The following is a 12,002-nucleotide window of genomic DNA, read 5'->3' on the forward strand; positions in this document are numbered from 1 at the left end:
TTAAAGAGTGATACAAGCGGATTTGGATGAGTTAAAAATTCCTGAGAAGGAGTTGGAAGATTTGAGCGGAATAGCTTTGAGCGACGGTTTTGCAGGGGATTTTTACCGACCTGCTGCACTCCGGGATGGCAAAAAGCTATTTTCTCTTTTGTTGAATGAGTTGCTAATATTTTGCGTGACATTAGTTGTGTCGCTGCCTGTTGCTTTACTGGCTAATCAACATAATGTTGGTTCATTTAGCGATGCTGAGATATTTGTCAGGGTTTTACAAATAACTTTGGGTTTGTCGCTGGCGATTACTGTTGCTTGGAATGTCTATAAATGGGTGAAAGCAAAACCTCTGGAAACTCTGGCGGGTCTGCTGGATGAAGTTGAGAAATATCATGAAGTGATTCAGGCTTTAGATATTATCGATCGCCTAACGGCGGCTGGCAATTTACCAGCAAATTCGATCAATCGAGAGGATGCTATTGAGGCGTTACAGATTACTAGGGAAAGTTTGGTTTGTGCTTTGCGGACAGAAAGAATTCTGAGGGAAAATAAGGATTTTATCGATCGCCGTTACGAGTTATTTGCTAATATTGAAAGTAATTTGGCTGCTTTGATGGCGGTGGATGTGAGCGATCGAGCGACTGAATACGGGCGCTTGCTGAATGAGGCTTTGGAAATTGGGATGAGCGTGCACAAAGAGGTAAGAAAGTTGCAAAATGGGCGTTAGAGTTGCTGGAGAGTTCCTGGTTTGTAGTAAAAGTAGTAACTGAGATATTGCACCATGCTCAAGAACAGGCAGGATGCCTGTTCCACAAAAATTAAATTTTCTTGTGGGGTGGGCATCCTGCCCGCCCCTGAAAGGCTTATTGAAAATGGTGCAATATAGAAGTTACTACAAATTTTTTACCGCCGCAAATTTCAATCCTCAAAAATATCCAACTGTTCGCCCTCAGACTCTTTTTTACCATCTTTTTTAACACCTTTCCGCAGCCCGATCGCAATTTTGCTGTGTTTCTCAATCTGCTTCATCACCTGTCTCGCCCTGTCAATCACCGACGGCGGTAAACCGGCCAACCTACCCGCTTCAATTCCGTAAGATTTGTCAGCACCCCCCGGCTGAACTTGGTGCAAAAATACGATTTGATCCGGCAATTCTTTCACCGTCACCTGATAATTTGCGACATTCTCCAAAATAGAAGCTAACTCATTCAATTCGTGATAGTGAGTCGCAAAAATTGTCCGCGCCCGGATCTCATTTGCTAAATATTCTGCTACAGACCAAGCAATCGAAAGTCCGTCAAACGTCGCCGTTCCCCTGCCAATTTCGTCTAACAAAACCAATGATTTTGGCGTCGCGTGATTGAGAATATTTGCAGTTTCGTTCATTTCCACCATAAACGTAGACTGACCGGTTGCTAAATCATCCACGGCGCCGACGCGGGTAAAAATGCGATCGCAAATTCCTAAACTCGCAGCTTTCGCCGGCACAAAACTGCCCATCTGCGCCATTAACTGAATCAAACCAACCTGCCGCAAATAACAACTTTTCCCGCTAGCATTCGGTCCGGTTAAAATAATTAAATCTGGGCGGTTTAGCGATTCTTCCCGACCCAAAAAAGCCGAATTAGGTACAAAAAATCCCGGCGGCAAAGACTTTTCCACCACAGGATGACAACCTTCAATAATTTTAATTTCCCGACTTTCTGTCATAGTCGGGCGGCAGTAATTTTGGTAAACTGCTACTTCTGACAAACCGCACAAAACATCGGCCGCCGCCACGGCGCGGGAAACATTGCGAATAACTTCGGCGTGTTCTCCTACCTCCGATCGCACTTTAGCAAAAATATCGTATTCCAATTGATTTAAATCTTCCCGCGCCGTCAGAATTCGCACTTCCCTTTCTTTTAATTCTTCAGTGCTGTAGCGTTCTTCATTGGTGAGAGTTTGCTTGCGGGTGTAGTCGCTCGGCACTTGGTCTACTTTCGATTTTGTAATGCTGATGTAATAGCCGAAAGCTTTATTGTAGCCTACTTTTAAATTAGAAATTCCGGTGCGTTTTCTCTCTGTTGCTTCTAAATTTGCAATCCATTCTTGGTCTGCTGATGCAGTTTGGCGCATTTCATCTAGCATGGGATTGATTCCCGATCGAATCAAACCTCCTTCTTTTAAATGAATCGGCGGTTCATCAACTAAATGAGCGTGAATTGTATTTGCTAATTCTTCTAGAATTGGCGGTACATTTTGCAGGGCTTTCAAATAGGGCGAGATCCCTTGAGCAGCGACAACAGCTAATTCCGGCAGTTTTCCCAAAGAATCAGCTAAAGCGACTAAATCCCGAGCGCTAGCTGTGCCAGAACCAGCGCGACCAGTCAGCCTTTCGATGTCGTAAATTTGGCGCAGCAACTGCTGCAAATCTTGGCGCAGGGCGTTATTTTCTACTAATTCTTGAATCGTGTCGTGTCTGGCGCAAATGCCTTTAATGTTGAGCAAAGGTTGCAGCACCCAGCGGCGCAAAGCGCGGCCTCCCATTGCAGTGCTGGTTTTGTCTATAGCCCACAGCAGCGAACCGTGAAAAACCCCATCTCTCACTGTTTGAGTAATTTCGAGATTGCGGCGGGTTTGGTAGTCTAGAATGAGAAAATCGGTGAGAGTGTAAGTGTGCAATCTTTGCAAAGAAACTGCTTTTTCCTTTTGAGTTTCTTCGATATATTGCAGCAAACCGCCGGCGGCGCGGACTGCGAGGGAAAGGTGGCCGCATCCCATGCCTTCGAGCGATCGCACTTTGAACTTTTGCAGGATTCTCTGTTTTGCTTCGGACAAAGTAAACGGAATTTGCGATCGCAAAGAATAGCAAAACGAATTCGGCAAACAATCTGGCAAATGCTCTGATTTCTCTCCGGGCCTCAACATAGTCACCAAATCCGGCGCATTAGTCGGTACCAAGACTTCCGAAGGTTGCAAACGCAGCAATTCTAAGGTTAATTGTTCTAAACTATCTGCTTGGGTAGTGACAAATTCTCCCGTAGAAATATCAGTATAAGCCAATCCCCAATGTTCCCCGGCTATCACAATTGCTGCTAAAAAATTATTTTGACGGGGTTTCAGCATTCCGTCATCAGTCAAAGTTCCGGGAGTCAGAATCCGGGTAATTTCCCGCTTGACTTGACGGCCTTCTCTAGCGGCGATAGAAGCATCTTCTACTTGGTCGCAAACTACCACAGCATAGCCTTTTTCTACTAACATTGAAGTGTAGCGATCGAGGGCGTGGTGCGGCACTCCTGTCATCGGCACTCTGCCGATTTCTTTGCCGCTTTCTTTGCTAGTACAAACAAGCTCTAATTCCTGAGAAATCGTAACTGCGTCTTGGAAGAAACACTCAAAAAAATCGCCTACTCGAAACAATAAAAGTGCGTGGGGATACTGTTCTTTCACTTCCACATACCGCTGCATCATCGGCGTTAGCTTGGTGAATTCTAGTAGGCGGTGGTCGGCATTGCGGATATTGGCTTGATGGGGGTCTGTTGTGGTAGATGCAGTGTAAGGCATAAAAGGCGATCGATAAATTTTAATCTTTAACAACTTTACCGCAAACTCGGCTTTTAGGTATAACTAATGATACAATATTTGACGATTAATCCTCCTTAAGCAGGGTGCATGATTCTCCAGATTGGGGTGGAGTGTTGAGCTATACAAAAGTCACGCACCCTGCTTAATAATTGATAAGCCCGCTTTTACGTTAGAAGTTTTCGGTCCCTATTTATCTAAAGTGAGCCAAAATATCGGCTATAGTGAGGCGAAATGCAGAAATTTTATTGATTGTGAGAAGGAAGCGAGCGGCGATCGACAAAAACAATCTCAGCTATGTAGTTGTTAGCTGTTATAGCAGATGTTGAAGGAAGAAAGAAGAAGGAAAAAGGAAAAAGGAAAAAGGCTTTAGTTATCTAGAAGAGAAGGAAGAAGCAATCTTCGGCAAGGTTTTCAGTAATTAAGAACCTCCTAAATGTCGGGCGCGGTTGCTATAACTGTTGGCGGTTAACAGAAGAACGTGAAATCCCCCGCACTAAAGTGCGGAGGATAAATTTTACCTTTTTGTTATTGAAAACAGCCGAAAGATAGATTTATAAATTATACCTCGGATAGAGAGATAAAAATTTTTATATGCTTAAAATTAAAACATCCAAGCAGGTAATTTATCGGCGTAGTAAATTTAAGATTTAAAATCAAAAATCTGCTAGCTAGTAGTTAACTAGAGGAAAAAAATAATGAAAGCTCTTTGCTGGCACGGAGCAAATGACGTGCGAGTTGATAATGTACCAGACCCAAAAATTATCAATCCGCGCGATGCGATAGTTAAAATCACGTCTACAGCAATCTGCGGCTCAGATTTGCACCTCTATAACGGCTACATCCCCACCATGCAATCGGGCGACATCATGGGCCACGAATTCATGGGGGAAGTAGTCGAACTCGGCAGCGAAGTCAAGAACTTAAAAAAGGGCGATCGCGTCGTGATTCCTTTTACTATTTCTTGCGGCAGTTGCTTCTTTTGCAACCGGGATTTGTGGTCGCTGTGCGACAACTCCAATCCCAATGCTGGGCTGGCTGAAAAAATCTACGGTCATTCGCCGGCGGGACTGTTTGGCTACTCGCATTTAACGGGCGGTTATGCAGGAGGTCAAGCAGAATACGCGCGGGTTCCGTTTGCAGATGTCGGCCCTTTAAAAATTCCCGACGGACTTTCTGACGAACAAGTATTGTTCCTCACGGATATCTTTCCGACCGGTTACATGGCGGCCGAAAACTGCAACATTCAGCCGGGGGATACTGTAGCAGTTTGGGGATGCGGGCCGGTCGGACAATTTGCAATCAGAAGCGCGTTTATGCTGGGGGCCGATCGAGTAATTGCGATCGACCGCGTACCGGAACGCTTGCAAATGGCGGCCGCAGCCAAAGCTGAAATCATCAATTACGAAGAGATGGACGCCGGGGAAGCCGTCACCGAAATGACGGGGGGACGCGGGCCCGACTCTTGCATCGACGCGGTGGGAATGGAAGCCCACGGCACCGGTCTCGACGCTTTGTACGACAAAGCCAAGCAAGCCGTGCGGTTGGAGAGCGATCGACCTACCGCCCTGCGACAAGTGATCCTCGCGTGTCGCAAGGGCGGTACAGTCTCAATTCCCGGCGTTTACGGCGGCTTCGTTGACAAAGTGCCGTTAGGTGCAGCTTTCAACAAAGGCTTGACCATGAAAATGGGACAGACGCACGTTCACCGGTATTTGCGGCCTTTGCTCGATCGCGTTCAAAAAGGCGAAATTGACCCGTCATTCGTAATTACGCACCGCATGAAATTAGAAGAAGCGCCGCACGCTTACGAGATTTTCAAACAGAAAAAAGACAACTGCATCAAAGTTGTCCTCAAACCGTAAATCCCATTCAACACACAAGGAGAAACTATGCTTTTACAAGAAAAAGAATCCGGCGACTTGATCGAAATCCTCGATGTAGATGCTTTAATCAGCCCTACAAAAAATGAAGTGCCGGGAAAAAATCAAGCTGGTCAAGAAGAGCAAGAAACAGCAACTTTTGAAAAAAGTAAATTAGTGTTTCCTTCCGGTGAAACTTTGCCACGCTGTTGGACTGAGGAAAATTATCAAACTAATTGAGACGGGTTCGATCGCCCTTTTCTTGTCGGACAATTGGTAATGGGCGATCGGTAATTGGCTCGACCGACAGCTACCGCGATCGTCGCATCACACCCCCAACCTCCTTTGGTAGGGGGCTAATACTCGTTTCAGGCTTCATTAGTAATTAATAGGAAATAACTATGAACTTGCAAGCAGTAATTTTGGATGTTGACGGCACGCTCGTGCTGAGCAATGATGCCCACGCTCAATCTTGGGTTGAGGCGTTTGCTGCTTTCGGTTATGACGTGCCGTTCGAGCAAGTTCGCCCGCTAATTGGCATGGGCGGCGATAAAGTTATACCCGAGATGGTGCCGGGACTTACAGATGAAGAAGGCGATGGAAAAAAAATTGCACAGCGGCGCAAAGAACTGATTATCGACCGCTTTTCCCCGACGCTTTCTCCGGCCCCCGGTTCGCGGGAATTGCTGTTAAAAATGCAGGCGGAAAAACTGCGGCTGATTATTGCTACTTCCGCTACGAGTGAAGAACTTTCCGGTTTGCTGAAAGCGGCACAGGTGGACGATTTATTGGAGGAGGCGGCGACATCTAGCGATGCGGAAGCTTCTAAGCCGGAACCGGATATTGTAGAAGCTGCTTTGAGCAAATTGAAACTGGAAGCGAGTCAAGTTGTGATGTTAGCTGATACTCCTTACGATATCGAAGCTGCTGGCAAGTGCGGGGTGGGTGTCATTGCTTTTCGGTGCGGAGGTTTCGATGATGCTTCGCTTACCGATGCTTTAGCTATTTATGACGATCCTGCTGATTTGTTGGCGCATTATGACGATTCTATTTTCGGGAAACAGGAACTAATAGCGAGTTGAAGAAATAGGGCATAGGGCATAGGGCATAGGGCATAGGGCTCATAACTCGCCCGCATACCTCACTTTCTGGAGAACCGCCGATACACCAAGGGTGCAACTGTTCAAAATACGTCACGGCATTTCTCCCGATCGAACATTAACTTATTTGCCTTTTTACTCGGAACTTTTGAGTAAAAACAGGTCAAAATGCTCTTGACTTATTGCTCTGCGTGACATAGCAGGTTCCACAGGATCTCGCCTATTTCTTCAAAATGCTCTAGTAAAAAATCCATCAAAGCTAAATTGCGCAAGTCAGCGGGAGTAGGGTGCCGGTAGTGGCGGCCTGTTTTAAACCACCCTTTAACTGTCGAGATCGATCGGCCGCAAATTTCCGCCATTTGCTCGTAACTCACATCCCATTTCCCGTAGAATTTCTGAGGAGTCATCCCTAATTCAATGGCACTGACTGTAAAGAGCAATTAACCGCTGTTCTCGCTCTTCAATTTTTCGCGGGGTATTCGCCATCGAAATTCTCCCTATTATTGCAAAGTTAATGGGAAGTCAGATTAGTTACCAAAATCTCTATCTCAGCCCTATAGTCCCAGTAAAACCTCAACGCCATCGAAGCTGAATACCCCCAAATATCTCCGGTTTTTTGCTTGTATCTGTGAATTCTCAAACTTCTGTAGCTAGGCCCTTCTGTTTCTAATAATTTGAAAGCTTTTTCGTATTGCTTTCGGGCTGGAAGGGGAAGAAAACTCAGTTTTTTGGTGACTTGTTTGGTGAAAGCAAGCTGAAATTTTGGGGTTCGACCTGACATGAAATCTTTCCCCTTTACCGATTGTTTTCATTCGGCCGAAAGTAGGGACACGGCACTGCCGTGTCCTCTGCCGTGTCGATGGTTAGATTCGATCGCACTAGAGGCAATTTCATTATCCAATCCGGTTGATTTTACCCGTTACCCACAGTCAGGAGACGGCAATGCCGTGTCCCTACAATTAATCGGGCGATGGTTGCATCATCGAGCAGCGATGGATTATTTTGGGGTAGTCCAAGGGCACTGCCGTGTCCAGAGTTGCCTACAATTAATCGGGCGATGGTTGCATCGGAGGGCTGCGATGGATTATTTTGGGTTAGTCCAAGGGCACTGCCGTGTCCTCTGCCGAAGCTCGATCGCTGGAGTTTTGAATATATAATTGATGAGACAAAGGAGCGATCGGCATGACACAGACGCGCTTAAAACCAAAAGACCAACGGCTAATTCATTCCGGGATTAGCTGGCAAGAATTTAAATCGATCGAAACCGGGTTTGCGAACGCTCCGGGCATTCGGTTATTTTATTATGACGGCGAAGTAGAAATCTTGGCAGTTTCGCAAGACCACGAGTTTTTTAGCAGGACAATTGCTGGACTTTTATTTATCTACTGCTTGGAAAAAGAGATTGAATTCGCACCTACCGGCAGCTTTACCCAAGAAAAGGAAGGAATGGCATCGGCACAAGCTGACGAATCCTATTATATCGGCAGGGGAAGAACTGCAAACTCTCCTCCAGATTTATCTATTGAAATAGTGTTTAGCAGCGGCAACGAAAGCAAACTAAACCGTTACCGAATCTTGGAAGTGCCGGAAGTGTGGTTTTGGGAAAATGGCTTGTTTGCTATGTATCGCTTGGGCGTTGAGGGTTATGAAAAAATTTCTGCAAGCGCTGTTTTGCCGGATTTAGATATCAGTTTGCTGTCGCGCTGTTTGCTGATGGCTTCAACTTTGGAAGCGACGCGGGAATTCCGGCGCGGAATTTCTATTTAGTTATCCACAGCATATTAGGACACATCATGATGCAAACCATACCAAAAACAGTCACGTTTGACGAGTTCGCGGCCTGGTATCCAGAGAACTCTGTCCGCCACTATGAACTACACAACGGAGTGATTGTTGAAATGCCTTTAGTCCCGGGCGACCATTCCGAGATTACAGGCTTTATCTGCAGCGAAATCTATTTGGAAATCACACGACTGCAACTGCCCTATTCCATCCCCGGTGACTGCCTGCTTAAACCCGTCCGTAACGAGGCTGGTTATCAGCCAGATGCAATCGTCCTAGATCGATCGCAACTCGCAAACGAGCCGCGCTGGAAAAAAGAATCTATCATCACGATGGGCCATTCAGTGCGACTGGCTGTAGAGGTCGTCAGTACGAACTGGCGGGATGATTATTTTCTCAAAGCTTCCGACTATGAGGAAATGGGCATTCCCGAATACTGGATTGTGGACTATCTCGGTTTGGGCGGCCGCAAGTTCATCGGCAATCCCAAACAACCAACTCTCTCGGTTTGCCAACTGGTAGATGGGGAGTATCAGGTCAAACTGTTTAGAGGCGACGATCGGGTTGAGTCGCTGGCTTTTCCAGAATTGAACTTGACGGCCGAGCAGATTTTTTGGGCTGGCTTACCTCCAACCGAGCCGAGCTAGCAGTTACCATTAATTTTATGTCGCGATCGCTCACAGCATCTATTAACGGCATCAAAGTCGCCAAGCATAAATTGGAAAAAAGGTGCTTGTCGCAAGTTGCGTTTGCGGACGAGTTGGAAATTTCCTTAAAAACTATCAGCAAGTTTTTCACGGGAAAATCGGTCGATCGCAAATATTTTGTAGAGATTTGCGAAGCGCTAGAATTGGAGTGGGAAGATGTCGTTTTTGGGACGGAAAGCGAGGAAGAAGAAGAAATAGGAGGGGGCGGTGGCGGGGAGATTTTTACCCTGCAAGAAAGAGTCAAACAAAATAGCGATCGGGCCAGAAAAGCCCTCGACCCTTACATCTTACCTCCGATCCGCCGCCAAAGCCTGTTGGAAAAATGCCTCAAACAAATTCGATCGGGCATTTGGGAAAACAAACGGCGCGTCATCCCGATTCTCGGCGCTGCGGGCTACGGAAAAAGCACGATTCTGGGAACTATCTACGACGAACTCAGCGCCGAAATTGCAGCAGCCCAGACGGGATGGATTGCTTTGATCCGGTGCGACGATTTAATCGAATCTGCGGAAACCTTTGCTTTGGAAGTCGGGGAAAAAATCAGCGGCAAACGGCAGCCGATCGCGGAAGTTGCCAAACAGCTTACCTCAGAAAAGGGGCGCGGTACAATTGCGATCGACACTTTGGATATCATCTTAACAAAACCGCTGGTTCCCGTGTTGCGAAACGTCTTGCAGCAACTGTTAGAAACGGGAACTACCGTTGCCTTTACCTGCCGCGATACCGACTACAGCAACTTCTTTGAACCATACCACGAAAGTTTTGCCGGCTTCCGAGAAAGCGTCCAAGACGGATGCAGGATTACAGCCTTCAGCGACGGGGAAGTCAGGGAAGCGGCGGAGTTTGTGAAGCGGAAAGGGGAAAATTTACTGGTGGATGGGGAAGCTTTTGCCGATCGCATTATAGCCCTTTCCACCGACTGCGTTTCCCTGCAAGAAATCGTCCGCAATCCGTTACTGCTGGCTTTACTGTGCGACTTGTTTACCGAGTTGGAAAACGTGCCGGAAGATTTGACAGTAAGCCAACTCTACGGGGAATACTGGAATTGGAAAGTCTCGACTGTACGCAGCAATTTGCAGCCGCAGCGCGTCAGGATTGCTAAGGAAAAACTCTGCTTGAAAGTTGCGGAAATTATCTACAGCAATTCTGGAGAAAGGCTGCGAGATTTTATCTATGAAAGCAATTTAGAATTTAGCGAAACTGAATTTGAAGCTTATACTTCTCTGCAAAGCGAGGGCGTTTTGAAAGATTTCGGCGGCAAGCGCATCGGATTTTTTCACCAAACTTTTTTAGAATATACAGTTGCCCGCTGGCTGAATTCAACCGAGTCGGGAGAATCTGCAAAAAATCAGTTAAAAAGCGAGATGATTTTTGCGGAATCCGAGTTTTCGCGCTACTACATCTGGCCGATTTTCCGGCAACTGCTAACTTTGATGGATTTAAATGAATTTTATCAGACCGATCGAGCTTTAAACAAACATAAAATCATGCCGTTTCGGGCTGTGGCTTTTGCCTCGATTTCCCGGAAAGAACCGGAATCTGCTGCGGTTTTGCTGCCGATGCTGGAGATTGCAATTAGCAGCGGATATGTTTTTCAAGAGACTTTGCTAGTCGCCGCTAATTCCGCACCGAAACGCCACAGCAAAACGGTGTGGGAAGTAGCTGTCAGACTTTTAGCAACTGTCAGCCAAGAATTGATTAATAAAGCGGCGGAAACTGTCGCGGAATTGCTGTTTCGTTTAAACGATGAAAGGAGTCAGCGATTTCAGGAAGCTGTAGATACTATTAAAAATTGCGATTATTTAAGAGATAATGTTAATGCCAGCAACAATCACCAAGTTTGGGGTAAATTTTTGGCAGTGTACTGCGATCGCGCTGGCAAAACCCCGGAAAAAACAATCGATTTAGAAATTTTAAGTTGCTTGAGAAATATCTATTTTACATTGGGAAGCAAAGCGCGATCGCTCGTTGTGGGACTGTATCTCGCGCCGGGAATTCCAGAAACAGTAAAGCAAGAGTTTTTAACAGCCTTAATTTTTAAACCTCCCTCTCCTTCCTTCTTTGAAGCCGAAAATACAATTCGACTTTTGCAGCAGTTGCTGCCCAATTTAATTGTATCGCGAAATTCGGTGTTCGGCAAAAGTTGGTTTGAGGCGCTGCACGCGCCGATTCACCGAGATTGGATGGGAGTTGGCGCGACAGCAGTCAGCGAGGTAGCTAAGGGCGATCGGGAATTTCTCAAAACAATCTTATCGCATTTGCTGCGGGAGAATTTGCCGGGAGAATCGGCTGATTTTAACCGCTGCAATCAGATGGCAATTAGCAAGGCAATTGAGAGAGGTTCGGGCGAGTTAGTGGCTTTGCTGTTGGTTAAAATAGCGATAGAAACTATTCCGGGAAGCAAAATCCACCTGCTATCGAAATTGGTAAGCCAACTAACGGAAACATCCCCAGATATTTGTCAAATAAGCCCGAAATTAAAGTTAGTTTTAGCCAATTGGGTTGTGCCAAAAATTAATTTATATCCCGCTGAATTAATCCGCGTCATCGATGAGTTGGCGGTGAATTCTCCCGAAGTTCTCCATTTACAAGGGGAAGTCTTAAAACAGTTAATTTCCCAATTACCGCCAACTCAAATCGCTCCGATTATTAAAAAATTAAAACACGTTCCCCCTCAAATAGAAAGCTACCTGCAACAAACAGCAACTTCTAAAGAATCGAGAGTTGCTTTATTAAAAGTTTACCGCCAACAAGCCGAAAAAAATTCGCAGCAAGCCATTGACAAAATCGTCGAATTGTGTATGGATGAATCCCGCGATGTCGCCCTCGATGCGTCTTGGGCGGTGCTCGATTTAGGGGAACAGAAAAAATTAATTGATTGTAAAAAATTCATCCCAATTTTTGCTAAATCTCCGTTTGTTCAATACTCCGGACAGTTTTTAAAGAGGGATACGATCGCTTTTGCAGCAGAGAAGTGAAGAAAGTGAGTGCAATCT

Annotated in this window: 11 protein-coding genes; 8 read left to right on the top strand and 3 right to left on the bottom strand. The window is 46.0% G+C overall.

Annotated features, from left to right (window positions below):
- The first annotated feature begins 7 nt into the window (after positions 1-7).
- Positions 8-718, top strand: a complete 711-nt coding sequence (locus QUA02_RS28140) for a hypothetical protein (protein ID WP_333032756.1) — start codon at positions 8-10, stop codon at positions 716-718.
- A 191-nt stretch (positions 719-909) separates the two neighbouring features.
- Here QUA02_RS28140 and mutS read toward each other — a convergent pair whose 3' ends face one another.
- Positions 910-3,537: a DNA mismatch repair protein MutS gene (mutS, locus tag QUA02_RS28145; protein ID WP_333032759.1), complete on the bottom strand. Its 2,628-nt coding sequence runs from the start codon at positions 3,535-3,537 to the stop codon at positions 910-912.
- 716 nt (positions 3,538-4,253) lie between these two features.
- Between mutS and QUA02_RS28150 the strand changes: the two genes are divergently transcribed.
- The 3 genes from QUA02_RS28150 (at position 4,254) to QUA02_RS28160 (ending at position 6,499) form a co-directional block, all read left to right on the top strand.
- Positions 4,254-5,420 carry a zinc-dependent alcohol dehydrogenase gene (locus QUA02_RS28150; protein WP_333032761.1) on the top strand — a complete coding sequence of 389 codons (1,167 nt, stop codon included), beginning with the start codon at positions 4,254-4,256 and terminating at the stop codon, positions 5,418-5,420.
- Positions 5,421-5,447: 27 nt separating this feature from the next.
- The gene (locus QUA02_RS28155; protein WP_333032763.1) at positions 5,448-5,657 is read left to right on the top strand and encodes an acetyltransferase; all 210 of its coding nucleotides are present in this window, start codon (positions 5,448-5,450) and stop codon (positions 5,655-5,657) included.
- 161 nt (positions 5,658-5,818) lie between these two features.
- On the top strand, positions 5,819-6,499 hold the full coding sequence (locus QUA02_RS28160; protein WP_333032766.1) for an HAD family hydrolase: 681 nt from the start codon (positions 5,819-5,821) through the stop codon (positions 6,497-6,499).
- A 197-nt stretch (positions 6,500-6,696) separates the two neighbouring features.
- Here QUA02_RS28160 and QUA02_RS28165 read toward each other — a convergent pair whose 3' ends face one another.
- Together QUA02_RS28165 and QUA02_RS28170 are read right to left on the bottom strand one after the other, a co-directional pair.
- Entirely contained in the window at positions 6,697-6,957 is a 261-nt protein-coding gene (locus QUA02_RS28165; protein WP_333032768.1) for a helix-turn-helix domain-containing protein, read from the bottom strand.
- Positions 6,958-7,028: 71 nt separating this feature from the next.
- On the bottom strand, positions 7,029-7,298 hold the full coding sequence (locus QUA02_RS28170; protein ID WP_333032769.1) for a hypothetical protein: 270 nt from the start codon (positions 7,296-7,298) through the stop codon (positions 7,029-7,031).
- 189 nt (positions 7,299-7,487) lie between these two features.
- On the opposite strand from QUA02_RS28170, the gene QUA02_RS28175 reads away from it, so the two are divergent.
- From QUA02_RS28175 to QUA02_RS28190, 4 genes are read left to right on the top strand one after another with little or no spacing between them, the layout of a single operon-like run.
- A complete protein-coding gene (locus QUA02_RS28175; protein WP_333032770.1) occupies positions 7,488-7,703 on the top strand; it encodes a hypothetical protein in 216 nt (71 codons plus the stop codon).
- On the top strand, positions 7,700-8,284 hold the full coding sequence (locus QUA02_RS28180) for a Uma2 family endonuclease (RefSeq protein ID WP_333032771.1): 585 nt from the start codon (positions 7,700-7,702) through the stop codon (positions 8,282-8,284). The genes QUA02_RS28175 and QUA02_RS28180 overlap by 4 nt, the downstream gene beginning before the upstream one ends.
- A 26-nt stretch (positions 8,285-8,310) precedes the next feature.
- Positions 8,311-8,946 (top strand): Uma2 family endonuclease, encoded by a 636-nt coding sequence (locus QUA02_RS28185; protein ID WP_333032772.1) that lies wholly within the window; start codon positions 8,311-8,313, stop codon positions 8,944-8,946.
- Complete coding sequence (locus QUA02_RS28190; protein ID WP_333032774.1) at positions 8,913-11,984, top strand: NACHT domain-containing protein; 3,072 nt, start codon at positions 8,913-8,915, stop codon at positions 11,982-11,984. The genes QUA02_RS28185 and QUA02_RS28190 overlap by 34 nt, the downstream gene beginning before the upstream one ends.
- The last annotated feature ends 18 nt before the right edge of the window (positions 11,985-12,002 follow it).

It is taken from the genome of Microcoleus pseudofavosus SVA1_A4, assembly GCF_036700565.1.
GTDB lineage: Bacteria > Cyanobacteriota > Cyanobacteriia > Cyanobacteriales > Microcoleaceae > Microcoleus.